Source organism: Nonomuraea sp. H19 (assembly GCF_052068215.1).
GTDB lineage: Bacteria > Actinomycetota > Actinomycetes > Streptosporangiales > Streptosporangiaceae > Nonomuraea.
In genome coordinates, this window is the sequence record NZ_JBQHCV010000003.1 from 420,003 (window position 1) to 440,555 (window position 20,553).

Annotated in this window: 20 protein-coding genes and 1 pseudogene; 14 read left to right on the forward strand and 7 right to left on the reverse strand. The window is 70.6% G+C overall.

Annotated elements, in window-relative coordinates; all coding sequences use genetic code 11:
* Positions 1–34 precede the first annotated feature (34 nt).
* Complete coding sequence (locus tag ACTMTI_RS08675) at positions 35–979, forward strand: N-acetylglucosamine kinase (RefSeq protein ID WP_441119366.1); 945 nt, start codon at positions 35–37, stop codon at positions 977–979.
* Between the two features lie 9 nt (positions 980–988).
* Here ACTMTI_RS08675 and ACTMTI_RS08680 read toward each other — a convergent pair whose 3' ends face one another.
* A complete protein-coding gene (locus ACTMTI_RS08680; RefSeq protein WP_441119368.1) occupies positions 989–1,405 on the reverse strand; it encodes a TIGR03668 family PPOX class F420-dependent oxidoreductase in 417 nt (138 codons plus the stop codon).
* 60 nt (positions 1,406–1,465) lie between these two features.
* On the opposite strand from ACTMTI_RS08680, the gene ACTMTI_RS08685 reads away from it, so the two are divergent.
* Complete coding sequence (locus ACTMTI_RS08685; protein WP_441119369.1) at positions 1,466–2,353, forward strand: hypothetical protein; 888 nt, start codon at positions 1,466–1,468, stop codon at positions 2,351–2,353.
* On the opposite strand, the gene ACTMTI_RS08690 is transcribed toward ACTMTI_RS08685, so the two are convergent.
* On the reverse strand, positions 2,346–2,963 hold the full coding sequence (locus tag ACTMTI_RS08690) for a MerR family transcriptional regulator (RefSeq protein WP_441119370.1): 618 nt from the start codon (positions 2,961–2,963) through the stop codon (positions 2,346–2,348). The genes ACTMTI_RS08685 and ACTMTI_RS08690 overlap by 8 nt on opposite strands.
* 15 nt (positions 2,964–2,978) lie before the next feature.
* A complete protein-coding gene (locus tag ACTMTI_RS08695) occupies positions 2,979–3,827 on the reverse strand; it encodes a LysR family transcriptional regulator (RefSeq protein WP_441119371.1) in 849 nt (282 codons plus the stop codon).
* 181 nt (positions 3,828–4,008) lie between these two features.
* Here ACTMTI_RS08695 and ACTMTI_RS08700 point away from each other — a divergent pair, with 181 nt between their 5' ends.
* From ACTMTI_RS08700 to ACTMTI_RS08710, 3 genes are all read left to right on the forward strand, one after another.
* Positions 4,009–5,079, forward strand: coding sequence for a thiolase C-terminal domain-containing protein (locus tag ACTMTI_RS08700; RefSeq protein ID WP_441119372.1), 1,071 nt, complete (start codon positions 4,009–4,011; stop codon positions 5,077–5,079).
* A gap of 86 nt (positions 5,080–5,165) precedes the next feature.
* Complete coding sequence (locus ACTMTI_RS08705; RefSeq protein WP_441119373.1) at positions 5,166–5,699, forward strand: RNA polymerase sigma factor; 534 nt, start codon at positions 5,166–5,168, stop codon at positions 5,697–5,699.
* Positions 5,696–6,595 (forward strand): hypothetical protein, encoded by a 900-nt coding sequence (locus ACTMTI_RS08710; RefSeq protein WP_441119374.1) that lies wholly within the window; start codon positions 5,696–5,698, stop codon positions 6,593–6,595. The genes ACTMTI_RS08705 and ACTMTI_RS08710 overlap by 4 nt, the downstream gene beginning before the upstream one ends.
* A gap of 43 nt (positions 6,596–6,638) precedes the next feature.
* Here ACTMTI_RS08710 and ACTMTI_RS08715 read toward each other — a convergent pair whose 3' ends face one another.
* A complete protein-coding gene (locus ACTMTI_RS08715; protein ID WP_441119375.1) occupies positions 6,639–7,313 on the reverse strand; it encodes a ThuA domain-containing protein in 675 nt (224 codons plus the stop codon).
* 141 nt (positions 7,314–7,454) lie between these two features.
* On the opposite strand from ACTMTI_RS08715, the gene ACTMTI_RS08720 reads away from it, so the two are divergent.
* Both ACTMTI_RS08720 and ACTMTI_RS08725 read left to right on the forward strand, forming a co-directional pair.
* Complete coding sequence (locus ACTMTI_RS08720; RefSeq protein WP_441119547.1) at positions 7,455–8,309, forward strand: RNA polymerase sigma-70 factor; 855 nt, start codon at positions 7,455–7,457, stop codon at positions 8,307–8,309.
* A gap of 25 nt (positions 8,310–8,334) precedes the next feature.
* Positions 8,335–9,096, forward strand: coding sequence for an SDR family oxidoreductase (locus ACTMTI_RS08725; RefSeq protein ID WP_441119376.1), 762 nt, complete (start codon positions 8,335–8,337; stop codon positions 9,094–9,096).
* On the opposite strand, the gene ACTMTI_RS08730 is transcribed toward ACTMTI_RS08725, so the two are convergent.
* Complete coding sequence (locus ACTMTI_RS08730; protein ID WP_441119377.1) at positions 9,086–9,658, reverse strand: TetR/AcrR family transcriptional regulator; 573 nt, start codon at positions 9,656–9,658, stop codon at positions 9,086–9,088. The genes ACTMTI_RS08725 and ACTMTI_RS08730 overlap by 11 nt on opposite strands.
* Positions 9,659–9,874: 216 nt before the next feature.
* Between ACTMTI_RS08730 and ACTMTI_RS08735 the strand changes: the two genes are divergently transcribed.
* From ACTMTI_RS08735 to ACTMTI_RS08755, 5 genes and pseudogenes are all read left to right on the forward strand, one after another.
* Positions 9,875–11,524, forward strand: a complete 1,650-nt coding sequence (locus tag ACTMTI_RS08735) for an FAD-dependent oxidoreductase (RefSeq protein WP_441119378.1) — start codon at positions 9,875–9,877, stop codon at positions 11,522–11,524.
* Positions 11,521–12,966 carry an ATP-binding protein gene (locus ACTMTI_RS08740; protein ID WP_441119379.1) on the forward strand — a complete coding sequence of 482 codons (1,446 nt, stop codon included), beginning with the start codon at positions 11,521–11,523 and terminating at the stop codon, positions 12,964–12,966. The genes ACTMTI_RS08735 and ACTMTI_RS08740 overlap by 4 nt, the downstream gene beginning before the upstream one ends.
* Positions 12,967–13,123: 157 nt before the next feature.
* Positions 13,124–14,631: pseudogene (locus ACTMTI_RS08745) on the forward strand (AbgT family transporter).
* Positions 14,632–14,650: 19 nt separating this feature from the next.
* The gene (locus ACTMTI_RS08750; RefSeq protein ID WP_441119380.1) at positions 14,651–15,784 is read left to right on the forward strand and encodes a M20 family metallopeptidase; all 1,134 of its coding nucleotides are present in this window, start codon (positions 14,651–14,653) and stop codon (positions 15,782–15,784) included.
* A gap of 184 nt (positions 15,785–15,968) precedes the next feature.
* Positions 15,969–16,610, forward strand: a complete 642-nt coding sequence (locus ACTMTI_RS08755; protein WP_441119382.1) for a carboxymuconolactone decarboxylase family protein — start codon at positions 15,969–15,971, stop codon at positions 16,608–16,610.
* A 26-nt stretch (positions 16,611–16,636) separates the two neighbouring features.
* Here the strand turns inward: ACTMTI_RS08755 and ACTMTI_RS08760 are convergent, their stop codons facing one another.
* The gene (locus ACTMTI_RS08760; protein ID WP_441119383.1) at positions 16,637–17,032 is read right to left on the reverse strand and encodes a nuclear transport factor 2 family protein; all 396 of its coding nucleotides are present in this window, start codon (positions 17,030–17,032) and stop codon (positions 16,637–16,639) included.
* Positions 17,033–17,235: 203 nt separating this feature from the next.
* On the opposite strand from ACTMTI_RS08760, the gene ACTMTI_RS08765 reads away from it, so the two are divergent.
* Both ACTMTI_RS08765 and ACTMTI_RS08770 read left to right on the forward strand, forming a co-directional pair.
* Positions 17,236–17,796, forward strand: a complete 561-nt coding sequence (locus tag ACTMTI_RS08765) for a carboxymuconolactone decarboxylase family protein (protein ID WP_441119385.1) — start codon at positions 17,236–17,238, stop codon at positions 17,794–17,796.
* Positions 17,793–19,322, forward strand: coding sequence for an NAD(P)-binding domain-containing protein (locus tag ACTMTI_RS08770; protein WP_441119386.1), 1,530 nt, complete (start codon positions 17,793–17,795; stop codon positions 19,320–19,322). Before ACTMTI_RS08765 ends, ACTMTI_RS08770 begins: the two co-directional genes overlap by 4 nt.
* On the opposite strand, the gene ACTMTI_RS08775 is transcribed toward ACTMTI_RS08770, so the two are convergent.
* Positions 19,319–20,455 carry a carboxylate-amine ligase gene (locus ACTMTI_RS08775; protein ID WP_441119388.1) on the reverse strand — a complete coding sequence of 379 codons (1,137 nt, stop codon included), beginning with the start codon at positions 20,453–20,455 and terminating at the stop codon, positions 19,319–19,321. The genes ACTMTI_RS08770 and ACTMTI_RS08775 overlap by 4 nt on opposite strands.
* Positions 20,456–20,553 lie beyond the last annotated feature (98 nt).

Genomic DNA, 20,553 nt, shown 5'->3' on the forward strand with positions numbered 1-20,553 from the left:
GCTTCCCGGTCGCGTCAACCCCCAGACTCGGACCGTGACGAAATCGCTAGTCGTCGGCGTCGACGCCGGCGCCACCTCGACGCGGGTCGCCGTGCACGCGCTCGACGGCACGCGGGTGGGCTATGCGCGCGCGGGGGCGGGCAATCCGAGCGCTCACGGGCTGGTCAAGGCGGTGGCGGCGGTCGACGAGGCGCTCAGCCGGGCGCTCGGGCCGTACGACGGCGCCCGGGTGGTGGCCTCGCTGGCCGGGGTCGCGGGGCAGGTCGCGGAGATGGTGCCCGCGCTGGCGAAGGTCTGGGCCGATCATGGCATCGCCGAAGGGCCGCGTTACATGGGCGACGTGCCGATCGCCTATGCCGCCGGGTCAGCAGAGCCCGACGGGTCGCTGCTGCTGTCCGGCACGGGCGCGGTGGCGGCCAGGATCGTGGACTACGGGCTCGACGTGATCGCGGACGGGCTGGGGTGGCTGCTGGGCGACAAGGGATCGGGGTTCTGGATCGGGCGGGCGGCGGCCAGGGCGGTGGTCGAGGCGTTCGACCGGGGCCCCGCCGAGGGCCTGCTGGTCGAGCTCGTGGCGCGGGACTTCCTCGGCGACGAGCGGCCGGCCACGCCGCGTGCCATCGCCGACCGCATCGTACGGCTGGCGCAGGCCGGCCACATGCGGCTGGCCGCCCTGTCCTCACTGGTCAGCCGGGCCGCCGAAGCAGGCGACCCGATGGCCGTCCAGATCGTGCACGAAGCCGCCGGCCACCTGGTCACCACGCTCAGGCGGGTGCACGTGTCCGGCCCGGTGGTGCTCGCCGGGAGCGTGCTGACGAGCGAAGGGCCGGTACGGCGGGCCGTGACGGAGCTGCTGGCGGGCGAGACCGTCACGACGGCGGGCGACGCGGCGGGCGCGGCGGCCTGGCTGGCGGCCCGCGCCCTGCTCCCCGCGGCCGACGCGAAAGCCCTGCACGCCGCCTTCACGGCCGCCCCGTAACCGCCCGCTTCATCCGGGGGTGAAGGCCCAGCCGCTCCAGCGGGTCACCTCCACGACGATCACCGGCCCGGCGGGGCGGCGCTCGCGGTATTGGTCGTATTTGGCCACCAGCGCGTCGAGCGCGGCCTCGGCTTCAGGGCCGTCCTCGACGACGTGGGCCAGGCCGTCGGCGCGTACCCACCACAGCCGCGTCCAGTCCTCGTCGTAGTGGTCGGCCAGTAAGCTGACCCGCGGATTCCCCTGGATGTTGCGCAGCCGCCGGAGCGCGGTGGTCGTCTTGGGCTTGTGGTCGATCGCCGTCACCACCCGGCCACCGGCGACGGCGAAGACGACCGGCACCAGGTGGGGCGCCCCGGCGCCGCTCACGGTGCCGAGACGCGCCACTCGCTCCCCGCCGAACTTCGCGCGGGCCGTGTCGCCGTCCATCCCCCCATTGTGTCCGGAACTTACAAGACTGCAGGCCGGCGCCATGGGCACGATGGCCTCATGAAAGTGAACCTTTCCGCGATCCCCGGTTTCATGGCGACCCACGCGCGCGTGCTGGACCGCCGCCGCTACGACCTGATCATGGGTGACGGCGACGCGGCCGGCGTGCTGGCGTCGCTGGAGGCGTACCGCAACCCGGACGGCGGCTACGGCTGGGGCCTGGAGCCCGACCTGCGCTCTCCGGAGAGCCAGCCCGGGGCGGCGCTGCACGCCTTCGAGGCGCTCACGGACGTGGCCCCGCAGACCTCCCCGCAGGCCGCGATGCTGTGCGACTGGCTGGAGTCGGTCACGCTGCCCGATGGCGGGCTGCCGTTCGCGTTGCCGGTCACCCTCTCCGACGGCACCGCCCCTTGGTGGGCGGGCGGCGACCCGAAGGACTCGTCCCTGCAGATCACCTCCATTTCCGCGGCGGCCGCCCACCGCGTCGCCGCCCACGACCCGGCCGTGGCCGCGCATCCGTGGCTGGAGCGGGCCACGCGCTACTGCCTCGACGCGATCCAGGAGCTGGACGAGCGGCCGCACGCCTACGTGCTGGTCTTCGCCGTGCGCTTCCTCGACGCGGTGTACGACTCCCAGCCCCGGGCCGCCGACCTGCTCAAGCGGCTCGGCGCGCTCATTCCGGCGGACGGCAGGGTACCCGTCGAGGGCGGCACCGCGGACGAGGCGCTGCGGCCCCTGGACTTCGCGCCGTACCCCGGCCGGCCCGCGCGCGACCTCTTCGACCCCGAGGTGATCGCCACCGACCTGGTACGGCTGGCCGGCGAGCAGCGGGACGACGGCGGCTGGACCGTGGACTACGTGCGGATCTCGCCCGCCGGCGCGATGGACTGGCGCGGGGCCGCAACCGTCCACGCCGTCCAGGTCCTGCGCGCGAACAGCCTCATTTGAGGCGGCGGGCGGACTCCGACTCCTGGGCCATGCGGCGCAGCGCGTCGAACGCCTTCCCGTACAGCACCGAGCCCAGCACCATGGCCTCCACGGCGGCCTCGGGCGGCCCGTGGAACGGGATGGAGTCCATCTCGACCTCGGACACCAGCTTCTGGGCGGCCTCGACGTACGGGGTCAGGTCGACGGGCACGCCGAGCTGACGCATCCGGACCACGGTCTGGGCGAGCTCGTCGCGGGTGGGGGCCGAGGGGTGGACGTTCCAGCCCAGGTCGGCGATGAGGCGGTCCACCTGGTCGCGGGCGGCCTGCCAGTCCTCGCCGGGCTCGGGCTCGACGGTGGGCCCCAGGGCGTAGTGGGCTGTCCCGAGCACCTCGTGGACGGGCAGCGACTCGTCCTCGACGGCTTCGATGACCTGCTTGATCGAGGCCACGGGGAGCTTGCCGACCTCGAGCAGGGCCCGGATCAGGCGAAGCCTGCGCAGGTGGGAGTCGTCGTATTCCGCCCGGGTCGCGGCCGTCTGCTCACCCTGGCGCAGCAGGCCTTCGCGCAGGTAGTACTTGATCGTCGGGATGGCCACCCCGGACTTGGCGCTGAGCTCGGAGATGCGCATCGCTAGATATTAGCGCTATCCAGAGCGGGCGACGTGCCGGGCGGCGCTGACCAGCTCGGGCACCTCGGCCTGGCGGTTCCAGAGGAAGACGACTTCGAGCGGGGGGACGTCCTCCTTGATCGGGATGAAGGTCAAGGCTTCCGGCACCGACGTGCCCTCGTGGACGCAGAGCGTGTACCCGGTGCCACGCTCCACCATGGTGATCGCCAGGTCGTGAGTGGCCGCGGCCGGGCCGAGGCGAGGGTGGAGGCGGTGGCGTACGAAACCCTCCAGGAAACGGCGGGCGCCCGCCACCGCGTCGGATTCGGGCATGATCAGCGGCTCCGCCGCCAGGTCCGACAGCGACAGCGTCTCGGACGCGGCCAAATGATGGTCGCGGTGGAGCAGCGCGCGCACGGGGAAACGATGGAGCAGCATCCGGGCCACGCCCCTCGGCAGTGAGCCGGGCGCGTAGCCGAGCCCGGCCTGCAGGGTGCCGTCGACGATCGAGACGATCTGCTCGGCCGTGCCCATCGGCGCCACGCGCAGGCGCATGCTCTGGAGCTGCGTCAGCAGCCGGGCGACCACGTCGGCCAGCCCGTCGGCCACGCCAAGGCGCGCGGTGTGGCCCTTGCTCCTGGCCGCGGCCACGGCCCGCTCGAAGGCGTCCACCGCGACGGTGGCCTGGGCGAGGAACGCCTCACCCGCCTCGGTGAGCTGCACGCCGCTGGACGAGCGGCTGAACAGCTCGACGCCGATCTCCTTCTCCAGTGCCTTGAGCTGCTCCGACAGCGTGGGCTGGGCGATATGCAGTGCGGCGGCGGCCCGGCGGAGGCTGCCTGCCCGTGCGATCGCCATCGCGTACCTGACATAGCGCAGATCCATCGCTCACCTCGGGGTGATGGTGATGGGCTATCGGTTGATCGCACTTCCGTATTACAAGACGTGACAGCTTCCGTGAAGATGCGAGTCACCCCATTGGTAGTGATACTTCCGGTCCACACCGGCTAACCTAGCAAGCGCTTGCCCATGTTAGCGTGAGCGGCGGATGACCAGAGGAGGGGGCATGCAGCCCTTCGCCGGGCGGGCGGCCGTGGCCGGGGTCGGGATGACGGCGCTGAGCAGGGAATCCGGGCGCACCGAGCTGGAGCTCGCGGCCGAGGCGTGCCGGGCGGCCTGCGCGGACGCGGGGATCGGCCCGCGCGAGGTGGACGCGCTGCTCAGCTACCACATGAACGACTCCGCGCCCGTCGTGCAGGTCGCCCGCGCCCTGGGGATCGAGCGGCTCGGGTGGCACAACGACATCGCCGGAGGGGGCACGCAGGCGGCGTCGATCCTGGGCGACGCAGCGATGCTCATAGACGCCGGTTTAGCCCGAAATATTTTGATATTTAGGGCGCTCAACGGTCGCTCCGGCAAGCGCATGAACACCGTCTCCACCGGCCCCCAGGAGCGCTTCACGTACGGCCTCGCGGGCCCCATCCCCCTGTTCGCCCTGGCCGCGACCCGCTACCTGCACGACACGGGGCTGACGGAAGAGCACCTGCACGCGGTCGTCGCCCAATCCAGGGACAACGCCAAGGCCAACCCCCGGGCGATGCGCCGCGAGCCGCTCGAACTCGGCGACTACCTCGCCAGGCCGTACGTCTGCACCCCCTTGCGCACCGTCGACTGCTGCCAGGAGACCGACGGGGCATGCGCGCTCGTGGTCAGCGGCGCGCTCGACGGGCCGCGCGTCCGGGCGGTGGTGCGCGGTGGAGGGCCCGGCTGCTCGTCGATGGACCGCGCGCCCGACGTGAGCGCGGTCTTCTCGGCGTACGTGGCGCCCATGCTGTGGGAGGCGTCCGGTATGCGGCCGTCCGACGTGGACGTGGCGCTGCCGTACGACGCGTATTCGTGGCTGGTGCCCCGGCAACTGGAGGACTTCGGCCTGGTCGCGCGCGCGGATCTGGGGGCGTATTTGCTGGAGCGGCGGCACGCCTGGGTCAACCCGCACGGCGGCCTGCTCTCCGAGGGCTACGTGCACGGGCTGAACAACGTGGCGCAGGCCGTACGGGAGCTGCGGGCCGGGCGCGAGGTGGCGCTGGTGACAGGGTTCGGCGGCAGTTACGGGAGCGCCGCGCTGCTCGTACGGTGAAAAATCGGCTGAAATGCCGACAGGGCCGCCGACATGTATCGGGTGTCCCAATCCCGATACGAGGAGGCCGACCATGGGGATCGCCCGTGGATGACGACCGGAAGAACCGGTTCGAGGCCGTTTACACACAGACATACGAGCACATACTCGGATACGCCATGCGCCGGTGCGACTCCCCCGAGGACGCCGCCGACGTGGTCGCCGAGACGTTCGCCATCGCCTGGCGCCGCGCCGACAGGATGCCGGCGGGCGACGGCGCCAGACTGTGGCTCTACGGGGTGGCCAGGAACGTGCTGGCCAACCACCGGCGCGGCCAGGACCGGCGGCGTTCCCGCCACGTGGCGCTCGACACCGACATCGCCGACCTGTACGCCCGCTCCCCCGAGGGCAGCGTCGAGCTCGGCGCGATCGCGCGGGCCTTCCGCGAGCTTTCCGAGAGCGACCGGGAGCTGATCTCGCTGGTCGCCTGGGAGGGCCTGGACCACGGCCAGATCGCCACGGTCCTGGACTGCTCGCGCAACGCCGTGCGCATCCGGCTCTACCGCGCCCGCAAGCGCTTGTCCAAGGCACTGGCCGTCGCCGGCGTCTCCGTCAGCCACCTGCTCATGGAGTCCACATGAACGAGCTGAAGCACCTCGCCAGGGTCCGCGACGAGGACCTGTCGGGGCAGGCGTCCGGCGCGGGGGCGCGGGCGCTCCTCGCCTCGATCACCGCCGAGGAGCCCGTACTGGAGCGTGCCAGGCGCCTGCCTTCGGGGGCACGCCGCCTGACCTTCGGCGCTGTGATCGCCGCGGGTCTCGCGGCGGCGGCCGTGATCGGACCTGCCGTCCTCGGCGAGCAGGGCCCCGCCACCTCCTACGCCAACGCGGCGATCGACATCGAACTACGCGGTGACACGTACGTCGCGACCATCAAGGACCCGCTCGCCGACCATGCGAAGTACACGGAGGGCTTCAAGGCCGTCGGCCTGAACGTGAACCTCGAGGTGGTGCCCGCTGCCCCGAGCGAGGCAGGCAAGCTCATGAGCATGAGCGTGAGCGGGCCGCTGGCGAGCAACGGCGAGTCCATCACCAGCAGCACGATGCCCGAGGGCTGCGTGGTCGGCCAGGACGGCTGCGCGATCACCGTCAAGGTGCCCCGCGACTGGGCCGGCTGGGCCGCCGTCCGGGTCGGCCGGGCGGCAGAGCCTGGGGAGAAGTACCGGAGCAGCCGCGTGGCCACGAGGAAGGACGGAATGCTCGAGGGCTTCCGCGTCGACGAGAGGACCGTGGGCGAGGTCCTCGCCGAGGTCCGCCGGCGCGGCCTGAAGGCGGTCTTCCAGGTCATCACCCCGGGTCCGGACTCTGAGGGCTACGGGGTGGAGCAGGACAAGCAGCAGGCCGAGGTCGGCGAAGGCTGGATCGTCTGGGAGGCGTATCCCGCGGAGGCGGGTGTCGTCCTCCTGATGGTGACCGAGGAACGCCTGCCGAAGAATCCCATCTACGGCGGCCCGAAGCCGTCGGACCTGAACGAGTAAGCGGCCATGAAGCGATCCCCGGGCTCCGAGCCCGGGGATCGCGTCATTCCCGGATCGTGACCGGCCGTTTCAGCAGCCAGAGCGCCGCCCGCTGGAGCAGCGTCCGGTGCACCTCGTTGTCGTACGACCTGGTGTCGTGGCCCAGCGCGTCGTAGAACACCCGCCCCCGCCGCACCGGCCGCGCCCAGATCAGCGGCTGGCCGTTCGACGAGGCCAGCGGCTCGACGTCGGGCAGGATGTCGAGGTCGCTGTAGACCTCGTCCACCACGTCGAAGTCGCGCAGTCCCTCCACCACCGGATGCGTCCCGTGGACGCGCACGCCCGTCCAGCCCAGCGGCGGGTGGTGGGACTTGGGCCAGGTCCAGCAGCCGCCCAGGACGCGCGGCCAGCCCTGCCAGTCGTCGAAGCAGATCGACGCGGAGTGCATGCACAGCAGCCCGCCGCCCCGGTCCAGATGGTCGAGGATCGTCGTGCGGGCCTCGGCCGGTAAGGCGAAGCGCCACTCGGCGCGCAGGTCGGCGAAGCGGTCCTGGGCCATCTGCCAGCGCAGCGCGTTGACGGTGATGAGCTGGACCTCCGGCGGTTCGCGCAATGCGCCCGCGATGTCCTCGGTGATCTCGGACTCGATCCCGACCTCGGCGAGCACGTCCGCGAGCGCGGCCGACGTGGCGGCGAAGTCGTGGAACAGGCCTCCTGACAGGATCAGATTTCTCGCCACTCGCCCAGCTCATCATGGTTGTCGTGGCTTTTCTACCCATAAGCCGTCACATCCGGCTCTCCTGTCCCGTCCTGTCGGCGTTCATCGCCAGGATGGCCGTGGGCGCGTTCGGCGTGGCGTACATGACCAGGTTCAGCAATGATGCCTGCCGTGGATTTCGAGGACTACCGTCCGCTGCTGCTCGGGCTGGCCTACCGGATGCTCGGCAGCATGTGGGACGCGGAGGACGTCGTGCAGGAGGCCTGGCTGCGGTGGCAGGGCACCGACCAGAGCGAGATCAGGGAGCCGCGGGCCTTCCTGGTGACCGTGGTCTCGCGGCTGGCGCTCGACCAGCTCCGCTCGGCGCGGGTGAAGCGGGAGGCGTACACCGGGCCCTGGCTGCCCGAGCCGGTGCTGACCACGGAGGCGGGGCCGCTGGACACGGCCGAGCTGCGCGACACCGTCTCATACGCGACGCTGCACATGATGGAGCGGCTCTCGCCGCCGGAGCGGGCGGTGTTCGTGCTGCGGGAGGCGTTCGAGCTGCCGTACGACGAGATCGCGGAGATCGTCGGCTCCTCGGTGGCCAACGCCCGGCAGATGCACCACCGCGCCTCGGCGCGGGTGGCCGAGGGGCGCGACAAGTTCCGGCCGTCCTCGGAGGATCACGTCAGGCTGCTGGTGACGTTCATGGAAGCGGCGGCCGGCGGCGATCTGGGCGCGCTCACCGAGCTGTTCCACGAGGACGTCGTGGCCTGGAACGACGGGGGCGGCAAGGTACGGGCGGCGCTGCGGCCGATCGCCGGCAGGGACAAGGTGGCGCGGTTCCTGGCCGGGCTCGCGGCCCGCTACGACTTCACCGGGGCGCGGCTGGTCGACGTCAACGGCGCGCCGGCGATCTGGACGCGGGTCGGCAGGATGAACCAGCTCGTTGTGATCGACATCCGCGACGGCCTCATCAAGGGCATCTACGGCATGCTCAACCCGGACAAGCTGGCCCGCGTGCAGCCGGAATGACCGTATCCGATCTATAGTCGCCCCTATGGATCTCGGCATCTCGGGCAAGGTCGCCCTCGTCACCGGAGGCAGCGCCGGCATCGGACTCGCCGCGGCCAAGAGCCTGGCGCGGGAGGGCTGCGACGTGTGCGTCACCGCCCGCAACCCGGAACGGCTCGCGGACGCGGTGGTGGAGCTGCAGGAGTTCGGCAAGGTCGTGCACGCCGTGCTGGCCGACGTGGAGGATCCGGCCGCCGCCCGGCGCATCGTCGAGGAGACGCGCGGCGTGCTCGGCCCGATCGACATCCTCGTGGCCAACGCGGGCGGGCCGCCGGCCGGGCGCTTCGACGAGATGTCCCTGGCCGACTGGGATGTCGCCGTCCAGCGCAACCTGCTCGGCACCGTACGCCTGATCCATGCGGTCCTGCCGGAGATGCGCTCGCGCGGGTGGGGCCGGATCGTCACGATCACCAGCAGGTCGGCCCGCGAGGCGCTGGACGGGCTGGCGTTGTCCAACGCCACCCGCTCGGCCGTGGCCGGGGTCGTGCGCACGGTGGCCCGCGAGGCGGGCGGCGACGGCGTGCTGATCAACAACGTGATGCCGGGGCCCATCGACACCGATCGGCTGCGGGAGCTGGCGGGCGGGGAGGAAGTGCTGGCCGAACGGGGCAAGGCGGTGCCGGTCGGCCGCATCGGACGGCCCGAGGAGGTCGGGGACGTGGTGGCGTTCCTGGCCAGCGAGCGGGCCTCGTTCGTGACCGGGGTGTCGATGCTAGTGGACGGCGGCGAGAGCCGCGTCATCGCCTGATCAGCGTCTCCACGAGCGTGGCCGCCCAGGTGGCGGTGTCGTCGGGCAGGTCGATGAAGTACGACAGGTTCGCCCGGTGGAAGCAGGCGCCCATCAGCATGGCTGCGGCGGCCTGCGGGTCCATGCCCGCGTCCAGCCGACCGGCCTGCTGCTCGCCCCCGATGATCTCGGCCAGTGCCAGGATCGGCAGGTGCGGGCCGCCGCCCGTCTTGGCGAGCATGGTCCTGAACCCCGTCATGAGCGAGGGATCGGCCAGCACGCCCGAGGCGATGGCCGACGCCTTGATGTAGAACTCGACCGCCGCCACCGCGAACTCGGTCAGGTTCGCGGCCACGTCGCCCTGCCCCTCGCTCAGCCGCAACCGGGCCAGGGCGGGGCCGAGTGCGGGCAGCCGTTCCAGCAGGACCGCCAGGAACAGCGCCTCCTTGCCGGGGAAATGCTTGTAGAGCAGCGCCTCGGAGCAGCCCGCCTGCCGGGCGATCCGCTTGGTCGTCGCCCCCGCGATGCCGAACTCGTGAATGGCCTGCTCAGCAGCGTCGATGATGCGGTCGCGGGTGCCCATCCGGACATGATATGAGCGGGTGCCCGCCTACTCCGCCGCACGTGGCATCCTTCGTGGGTACTGGTGAGAAGTCTGCGAAGCGGGCTGCTGCGTTCAGCGGTCCACCACAGGTAGCGGTGTCTCCACCGACGGTCTTCGACCGGGCATAGGACAATAGGGCGGCAGTCCGTTTTGAGTAGGTTTCTTATTGGTGGGACCCAGGGGAGAAGGTAGGGCATGGACAAGCCGGTCATCGTGACGGTGGACGACGACCCAGGCGTCTCGCGGGCGGTCGCCCGCGACTTGAGACGCCGCTATGGCCAGGAATACCGGATTGTCCGTGCCGAGACGGCCGGCGACGGCATCGACGCGGTCAGGGAGATGCGGCTGCGCGGCGACGAGGTGGCGGCGATCCTGGCCGACTACCGCATGCCGCAGATGAACGGTGTGCAGTTCCTCGAGGCCGCCATGGACATGTACCCGTACGCGCGCCGCGTGCTGCTGACCGCCTACGCCGACACCGACGCGGCGATCCAGGCGATCAACGTGGTGGACCTGGACCATTACCTGCTCAAGCCGTGGGATCCGCCGGAGGAGAAGTTCTACCCGGTGATCGACGGCCAGCTTGACGCGTGGCTGCGTACCGAGCGGGTGGAGCGGTCCGAGCTGCGGGTGGTGGGCGACCGGTGGTCGGCGCCGTCGTACCAGGTGCGGGACTTCCTGGCCCGCAACCACGTGCCCTACCAGTGGCTGCTGGCGGAGGATCCGGAGGGCGCGCAACTGGTGAAGGCGGCCGGCGAGGGCTGCCATCTGCCGCTGGTGGTGACCGCCGACGGCACCACGCTGGAGTCGCCCGACCAGGCCACGCTGGCCACGGCGGTGGGGCTGTCGAGGACCCCGGCCACCGACTTCTACGACCTGATCGTGGTGGGCGGCGGCCCGGCCGGGCTCGGCGCGGCCGTCTACGGCGCCTCAGAGGGGCTCAACACGGTGCTGGTCGAGGCGCACTCCTCGGGCGGGCAGGCGGGCCAGAGCTCCAGGATCGAGAACTACCTGGGCTTCCCCGACGGCGTCTCCGGTCAGCAGCTCGCGGACCGGGCACGCAGGCAGGCGCTGAAGTTCGGGGCCGAGCTGCTGACGGCGCGCAAGGTGACCATGCTGGAGCCACGCGGGCAGGCGCGCGTGATCGGGTTCAAGGACGGCGGGGAGATCGCGGCGCACGCGGTGATCCTGGCGACCGGCGTCACCTACCGCCGCCTGCAGGCGCCGGGGCTCGACGAGTTCGTCGGGCGGGGCGTCTTCTACGGCGCGGCGCTGACCGAGGCGCCCGCGTGCACGGACGCCGAGGTCCACGTCGTGGGCGCGGCCAACTCGGCCGGGCAGGCGGCCGTCTACCTGGCGGGATTCGCGAGCAAGGTCCACTTGTTGGTGAGGGGTGACGGCTTGGAGAAGTCCATGTCCCATTACCTCATCGAGCAGATCGCCGCGATGCCCAACATCGACGTGCACCTCCAGACGGAGGTCGTCGGTGGTGGCGGTGACGGCCATCTGGAGCGGCTGACGCTGTCGACCAAGGGCGAGGAGCGTACGGTCGACGCCCAGTGGATGTTCGTGTTCATCGGCGCGGAGCCGTACACGTCGTGGCTGGGCGAGACGATCGAACGGGACGCGAAGGGGTTCGTCCTGACGGGTCCCGACCTGGTCCAGGGCGGGCGGCGGCCGCGTAACTGGCCGCTGCGGCGTGAGCCGTACTTCCTGGAGACCAACGTGCCCGGGGTGCTGGCCGCGGGCGACGTGCGGGCGGACTCGATCAAGAGGGTGGCCTCCGCCGTCGGGGAGGGCGCGATGGCCGTCGCGCTCGTGCACCGCTATCTGGAGAAGCAATGAGCGACATCATGACCGGGACCACCATTGACATCGACGAGCTGCGCAAGCTTTTCCTGTTCGAGCGGCTGACCGACGAGCAGCTCACCAAGCTGGCGGGCAGCGGCAGGGTGCGGTCCTACGAGGCGGACGAGGTCATCCTGCGGCAGGGCGACCCGGCCGAGTGCTTCGCGGTGCTGATCGAGGGCGAGATCCAGATGAGCAGCGAGACGGTCAGCGCCGGCACCGTCGCGATGCCCCGCACCTCCCAGCCCGGCGTGTACGGCGGCGCGACCTCGGCCTACCTCGGAGAACGGGCACCGGACACCTACCAGCACACGCTGCGCGCCACCGCGCCCTCGCGGATGTTCCTGCTGCCGGCCAAGAAGTTCGCCTACATCGTGGTCGAGTGGTTCCCGATGGCGATGCACCTGCTCGACGGCCTGCTGTCCGGCGGCCGCATGCAGCGGGAGATCATCGACAGGCGCCAGCGGCTGACCGCGCTCGGCACGATCACCGCCGGGCTCACCCACGAGCTGAACAACCCGGCCGCGGCGGCCGTGCGGGCGGTGAGCGAGCTGCGCTCGCTGATCAAGAGCTCGCGCATCCAGCTCGCCCAGCTCGCCCAGGACGGCATCCCGCCGGAGAAGCTGCGCACGCTGATCGAGGCGCAGGAGGCGTGCACGAGCAACCTGGGCAAGCTGCCGCAGCGCTCCCCGCTGGAGATCTCCGACGCCGAGGACGAGCTGGGCGAGGCGCTGGAGGAGCTGGGCGTCGAGGACGCGTGGGACATGGCTCCCGCGCTGGTCAACGCCGGGTTCTCGGGCAAGGATCTGGAGAAGATCCGCACCAAGGTGGGCGAGCAGCACGCCCCGGCGGCGCTGCACTGGCTGGCCGAGGCCATCGAGATCTCGCAGATGCTCGGCGAGGTGACGGAGGCGACCGAGCGCATCACCTCGCTGATCCGCTCGGCCAAGCAGTATTCGCAGATGGACCGAGCGCCCTTCCAGCAGATCGACGTGCACGACCTGCTCGACAGCACGGTCGCGATCTTCCGCGGCAAGATCCCGCCCGGCATCACCGTGGTCACCGACTATGACCGCACGCTGCCGCTCATCCCCTGCTACGCGGGCGAGCTCAACCAGGTGTGGACGAACCTGATCCACAACGCGCTCGACGCGATGGGCGAGTCGGGCACGCTGACCATCCGCACCGCGCACGACGAGGACGAGGCGATCGTCGAGATCGGCGACACGGGACCCGGCGTGCCCGAGGCGATCAAGGAGCGCATCTTCGAGCCGTTCTTCACCACCAAGAGCGTGGGCCAGGGCACAGGACTCGGGCTGGACATCTCCTACCGGATCGTGGCGGGCCGGCACGGCGGCGAGATCAAGGTGCGCTCGGTGCCCGGCGACACCTGGTTCGAGGTACGCCTGCCGCTACGCGAACCCAACCCCACCGCATGACCTTTGTAACGCCGCGGTAAAACGTCCCCTTTCGCGAGTTCATGACAGACGATGACTTGTCAAGAGATGTCATGTGCCCGTGTAATGGATGACCGTAATACGGTAAAGGGAGGCGGGCACCGTGGGGACGACCGCGTCCGCGACGGGATCGCGTTCGCTGAACGCGGTGCTGCGCGCGCTGAGCGGCATCGAGCGACTCGGCAACAAGCTGCCTCATCCGTTCTGGCTCTTCGTCATCCTCAGCGCGCTGCTGGCCCTGGTGAGCTGGGGCCTGGCGGCCGCCGGGGTGGCCGCGGCCAACCCGGCGACCGGCAAGACCGTCGTGGCCAAGAACCTGCTGTCCGACGACGGCGTGCGGATGATGGTCGGCGACGCGATCGAGAACTTCACGTCGTTCCCGCCGCTCGGCACGATCCTGGTCGTGATGCTCGGCGTCGCGGTGGCCGAGCGCTCCGGGCTGCTGGCGGCCGTGCTGCGGTCCGGGGTGTCGAAGGTGTCGCCGAAGTGGGTGACGTTCGCGCTGTCGTTCACCGGCATGGTGGCGCATGTGGCCTCCGACGCGCGTACGTCGTGCTCATCCCGCTCGGGGCGCTGGCCTTCCGCGCGGTGGGCCGCAGCCCGATCCTGGGCATCGTGGTGGCGTTCGTGTCGATCTCGGCCGGCTACGACGCCAGCCCGCTGATCACGCCGGTCGACGCGATCCTGTCGGGGCTGACCACGGCCGCCGCGCACACCATCGACCCCGCCTACGTGGTCACGCCGCTGGCCAACTACTTCTTCTCGCTCACCTCGTCCCTGGTGCTGGCCGGGGTCATCACGCTGGTGACCGAGCGGGTGCTGGCGCGCCGGGTCGAGTCGATCCCGGTCGATCCGGACGCCGACGAGTCCGATCTCGGGTCGCTGGAGCTCAGCGCCGAGGAGCGCCGCGGGCTGCGGGCTGCGCTGATCGCGCTCGTGGTGTTCGTGGTCGCGGTGGTAGCCGCCGTACTGCCCTCGGGCTCGCCGCTGCGCGGCGAGAACGGCAGCATCGTGCAGTCGCCGTTGCTCTCCTCAATCGCGATCTTCCTCGGGCTGGCGTTCCTGGCCGTCGGATGGGCGTACGGCAGGGCGGCCAGCACGGTCACGAGCAGCAGGGACATCCCCGGCTTCATGGCCCACGGGCTCCGCGAGATGACGCCGATCCTGGTGCTGTTCTTCGCGATCTCGCAGTTCCTGGCGTACTTCAAGTGGACCGGCATCGGCGAGATCATCGCGATCAACGGGGCGGGGCTGCTCAAGTCGGCCGGGGTGAGCGGTCCCGTGGTGTTCCTCGGCATCCTGCTCGTCGTCACCCTGATCAACCTCGTGGTGACCAGCGGGTCGGCGCAGTGGGCACTGGTGGGTCCGGTGTTCGTGCCGATGCTGATGCTGCTCAACATCCCGCCCGAATACACCCAGGCCCTCTATCGCATCGCCGACTCCTGCACCAACGCGATCACGCCGATGAGCCCGTACTTCGTGATGGCGCTGGGCTTCCTGCAGCGTTACCGCCGGGCGGCCGGGATCGGCACACTGGCCTCGATGACCATCCCGCTGGCGCTCACCCTGCTCGTCGTGTGGACGCTGCTCTTCTTCGCGTTCTGGTGGCTCGGCATCCCGCTCGGGCCTGGGGCGCCCGTACGTTAGTACCTCTGGAAGGATTCCCGTGTTGATCACCGACTGGACCCGGCAGGCCCTCCCGGCCATGCTCGCCGACCTCAAGGCCGTGGTGGAGCTGGAAACCCACAGCTACGACAAGGCCATGCTGGTCAAGGGGCTGCGGATGATCCGCGCCCGGGCCGTCGAACTCCTCGGGACGCCGGACGAGGAGGTCCTGCACGACTGCGGCCAGTACGGTGACGTCCTGGAGATCACCTACCAGGGCACCGCACCGGGGACCGTGCTCATGCTCGCCCACTACGACACGGTCTGGCCGACGGGGACGCTGGCCGGCTGGCCGTTCGCGGTGGTGGAGGGCAAGGCCACGGGGCCCGGCGTGTTCGACATGAAGTCCGGCCTGGTGCAGGCCATCTGGGCGCTGCGGGGGCTGCGCGAGCTGGGGCTGCCGCATCCCAGCGTGCGGTTCCTGTTCAACGGGGACGAGGAGATCGGCAGCCCGGCCTCGCGCGAGCACATCGAGGCGGCCAGCGAGGACGCGCTGGCCAGCCTGGTCTTCGAGGCGTCTCTCGACGGCGCTTTGAAGACGGCGCGCAAGGGCGTGGGGCTGTTCAACGTGCGGGTGACCGGCGTCGAGGCGCACGCGGGGCTCGACCCGTACGCGGGCGCGAGCGCCATCCACGCGCTGGCCGAGATCGTCACCACGCTGGCGGGCTCCGCCTCGCACGAGCGCGGCACGACCGTGAACGTAGGGCTGATCAGCGGCGGGACGGGGCGCAACGTCGCGGCCGGGCACGCGAGCTGCGGCGTCGATGTGCGGGTGACCGATCCGTCCGAGATGGGGCGCATCGACGACGTGTTCGCCGACCTGCGGGCCTCCGATCCGCGGGTGACGGTTTCCGTGACCGGCGAGTGGAACCGGCCGCCCATGACGCCGAACCCCTCCTCGCAGCGGCTGTTCAAGGAGGCGCAGGTGGTGGCGGCCGGGTTCGGGTGGCTGCTGGACGAGGCGTCGGTCGGGGGCGCCAGCGATGGGAACTTCGTCTCGGCGCTGGGGCGTCCCGTGCTGGACGGCATGGGCGCGGTGGGCGATGGGGCGCACGCCCGCCACGAGCACGTCCTGATCGAGCACATCCCGGAGCGCACCGCCCTGACGATCGGCCTCCTCACGGCGCTCGCATAGCCCGTGGTCGGCCGAAACGCGGAGCCTTCGCATATGCGATAGCCAGGCGGCGGCAAAACGCCAGCCGGCGGCATGACAGCAAGCGGTCGGCGGCGAACAGCTAAATGCTACCGGCGGGCCGGATTCGGCAGGCTCACGCCCCGCACACTGAAGTCTGTAACGATCAGACTATGGAAGGGGCGAAATGACGGATGCGTTTTCACCTGCCGTCGCACGCGAGACGCGATGGCCGCTCCGCCAGCGGGAATTCGTCAATCACGCCGGCGGGACGAGGCCGCACATCACGTTGGTATCCGACGAGCCGGGCATCCGAGGGCTGTTCCGCTATCGGCCGGAGACGGCACAGCCGCTGGTTCAGCTCTCGGAGGTGCTCCTGTGCGGTGACAGCACGCTGAGCCGCGGCGAACGCGAGGTGATCGCGGCGTACGTGTCGTCGCTCAACCGGTGCCGGTTCTGCTACCACACGCACGCGGCCTTCGCCGCCATCCGGATGCCGGAGGGGATGGCGCTGATCGACCAGATCCGCGCCGACCCTGACACCGCCCCGATCAGCCCTCAGCTCAAGGCTCTGCTGGCCATCGCGGGCGCGGTGCAGCGCGGCGGGCAGGAGGTCACCGGCGAGCACGTGAACGCGGCCAGGGCGGCGGGCGCCACAGACCTGGAGATCCACGACACCGTGCTGATCGCGGCGGCGTTCTGCATGTACAACCGCTACGTGGACGGCCTGGCCACGCTCGCCTGCGATGACCCCGAGCACTACGCCGACCGGGCCCGGTTGAGCGGCTACGTGAAGGTGTGGGAGGACGAGCTGGACGAGGCCTGCTGACCCGCCTCGTCCGGCGCGTTGGAGAGTCAGGCGAAGAACTCGTCCACGGCATAGGGGTTGTGCGGGTAACTCGACCGTTCGCTGATCTTGCCATCGGCGATCCGGAGGAGTTGCATGCCGTGGTCGTCAAGCGTGCGGCCGTCGCGCTCGGCGTGGATGCGCAGGACCGCGGCGACGTGGTCCTCGCCGGCAAGGAACCTCTCCGGCTCAAGCCGCAACGTGCCGGAGGTGGCCTGGGCGAGCCCCGCCAGGTAGCCGAGCACCGCTTCCTTGCCGGTGTAGTCGCGGGCCAGTGGGCCGCGGCCCGGCACGTGGAAGACCACGTCGTCGGCGAGGAGCTGGTCGCGCAGGTGGTCCAGGTCGCCCTTGGCGAGAGCGTCGTAGAAACCGCTGGCGATGGCGAGGTGGGGATGTTCGGCCATGGAAACCATCCACTCATAAAAGGGGTTTATGGTGCCGTGGGTGACATTACGCGCGGAGGATGCGGGAGACAAGGGAGGTGCCATCGCCGTACAAGAACTATGCCTGAATGGCGAAAATTAACAGACCGAAAATAAGGCGTTGACAGCGCACTCGCGGCGAGCCGATCATGCAAGTGGCTTGTTTTCTTCCGCAAGGAGCTCGTGTGCCCCATATCGCCATCGAATCCGGCGAGCCCGGAATTCGCGGGTTGTTCGCCTTTCGCCATGAGACCGCCGGTCCGCTGAACGCGCTGGCCGAGGTGTTGCTGCGCGGCGACAACACGCTGGCCCGCGGCGAGCGCGAGCTGATCGCGGCCTATGTGTCCGGGCTCAACGAGTGCCGGTTCTGCGCGTCCTCCCACTCCGCGTTCGCCGCCGCGCAGCTCTCGGAAGGGATGGCGCTGGTCGACCAGGTCCGCACCGACCCGGGCTCCGCTCCGATCACGCCGAAGCTCAGGGCCCTGCTGGCGATCGCCGCGGCCGTGCAGAAGAGCGGACGCGACGTCACCGGCAAGCTGGTGGACGCGGCCAAGGCGGAGGGCGCCACCGATGTGGAGATCCACGACACCGTGCTGATCGCGGCGGCGTTCTGCATGTTCAACCGGTACGTGGACGGCCTAGCCACGGACGCGCCCGACGATCCGGCACTCTACGCGAAGTCGGCCGAGCGGATCCTGCGGCACGGCTACACGAGCACCACGCCGGCGGCGGGACAGCACGGGTGACACACGACCACCGCTATCTGATCGTCGGCGCCGGGCCCGGCGGGCTACAGCTCAGCTACTTCCTGCAGCGTGCCGGGGCCGACTACGTCACGTTGGAGCGGGAGGCCGCGCCCGGCGCGTTCTTCCGCCGCTATCCCCGCCACCGGCGGTTGATCTCGCTGAACAAGGTCCACACCGGCACGAAGGACCGGGAGATCCAGCTTCGCTGGGACTGGAACTCCCTGCTCAATGACTATCCCGATCTGATGTTCCCGAGCTACTCCCAGGAGTACTTCCCGCACGCCGACGAACTGGTGCGTTACCTGGAGGACTTCCAGCGGATCCACGAGCTCAACGTGCGTTACTCCACTCCGGTCGAACGCGTGGAGAAGTCGGAGGGCAGGTTCCTGGCCCACGCCGGCGGCGAGGTCTTCCGCGCTGACTGCCTGATCGTCGCCACGGGCTGGAGCGGGCCGCACATTCCCGACATTCCGGGGATCGAGCTGGCGACAGGCTACGAGGACGCCCCGGTCACCGGGGAGGACTTCGCCGACCAGCGGGTACTCATCATCGGCAAGGGCAACTCGGCGTTCGAGACCGCCCAGGCGCTGCTGCCCTACGCCTCGGTCATCCACCTGGCCAGCCCCAGCCCGGTACGGCTGGCATGGACCAGCAAGCACCCGGGACACGTGCGCGGCCAGTACGGTGCGCTGCTGGACAGCTACTGGTTCAAGACCCTGCACGGGGTGCTGGAGTGCACCGTCGACCGGATCTGGCGCGAGGGCCCGGGCTTCCGCGCCGCCATCACGTACACGCTGGCAGACGGCGAGAAGGCGGTCCTCGACTACGACGCGGTGCTGCGCTGCACCGGCTTCACCATGGACACCGGCCTGTTCGACGACTCCTGCCGTCCCGAGCCGGCCCCGGGTGGCCGCATCCCGGCCATCCGCCCCGACTTCCAGTCGGCCGACGTCGACGGCCTCTACTTCGCGGGCACCCTCATGCAGGCACGCGACTTCAAGCGCGCCTCGTCGGCGTTCATCGACGGCTTCCGCTATAACCTGCGCACCCTGGCGGCCCTGCTGCTGGAACGCTACGACGGCGTGCCGCTGCGGCCGCGCGAACTGCCCGCCGACGCCGTCCGGCTTACCGAGGCCGTGCTCCAGCGGGTCAACTACAGCTCGGCGCTGTGGACCCAGTTCGAGTACCTGGCGGACGCGTACGTGATCGGCCGCACCGTCCAGCACTACGAGGACCTGCCGGAGGACTACGCGGTGGCCCGCTTCGGAGACTCGGACCTGTGCCTCACCGTCACCCTGCGCTGGGGCCGCCGCGACTATCCCGACGTCTTCGCCATTCAGCGCCATCCCACGCCAGCCCGCGCCCACGAGTGCGCCTTCCTGCACCCGGTGGTGCGGGTATGGCGGCGCGGCGAGCTGATCGCCGAGCAGCACCTCCTGGAGGACGTCCAGGCCCGCTGGCAGGACCCGGTACGGCACGCCGAGCCGCTGTGCGCCTTCCTGACCGCCCAGTTGGAGAACCGTTAGGCGGGAAAGCGCTCGACGAGGTCGTCGACCACGCCTTCGATGGACCCGCGCCGCGCGTGGGCGGCACGCTGCCTGGCCGCCCCGTCTCCGGCGGCCCGCAGCCGCTCCCACCCCCGGGTGACCACCTCCAGGTCGCCGCTGTCGGCCAACGCCGGTTGGATGTGCTCCAGCAGCCCGTCGACCACCTCCGCGGCCGGGCGCGGCCGGCCTGTGCGCGGATCGACGCCGTGCCCGGAGAGCCCGTCCCTGGCGGCCCGCCAATAGGCGACCCGCAGCAGCTCGCCCGGCACGCGGGGTCCTGGATCCCCCTCTTCCACCCGCCGCAGCGACACCGTCACCAGCGCCCGGACCACGAGCGCCAGGAACACCGACTCCCCCACCGAAGCGGGCACGTCGGTCACGCGCACCTCCACGGTGGGCAACCGCAGCGACGGCCGCGCGTCCCAGAAGACCGTGGCGGGATCGACGAGCGCGCCGCTCGCGTTCAGCGCCGCCAAGAGGCGCTCGAAGTGGTCCAGGCCCTCAAGGTATGGCGGCGGCCCGGCCACCGGCCACTTGCCCCAGGCCAGGATGCGCCAGCCCGCGTAGCCGGTGTCGCGGCCCGCCCAGAAGGGGGAGTTGGCCATGAGCGCGATCAGCGCGGGCAGCCAGGGCCGCAGGTGGTTGCAGACAAGCACGGCCCGCTCCCGGTCGGGCAGGTGGACGTGCACGTGCCCGGCGCAGATGGCCTGCTCGTCGTGGAGCGCCCGGTAGTTCTCGATGCCGAGGTCGTAGCGAGGATGCTCGGTAATGAGCGGCGGTACCACGTCGCCGAGCACCGGGGTGCCGGACGCGATCACGGCCAGCCCTTCGGCCCGGGCGGCGGCGGAGACCACCCCGCGCATCCGGCGCAGCTCCCGCTCCAGCTCGGCTGGGCCTGCGCACGGCGGCGTCTTGGCCTCCACCTGGAACTGCGTGATTTCGGTGCTGACCCGCTCGCCGAGCTCGGCCGCGGCGCGCTCGATGACTCTCGGCGCCCCCGGCGTCACGGCCCCGGTTCCGGGATCGACGACGAAGTACTCTTCCTCGACCCCCATCAGGGGGCAGACCGCGTCGAACGGCGCGCTTTGCAGCGACTCGGCGGTGGCGGTCATTCCGGCTCCTCTCCCGTCGGACGGGCTACCCCCCCGATCTTGCCCTGTGACGGTGTCCGCAGACACGGCTTCTCGGAAACTGCGCAATCCACAGGCGG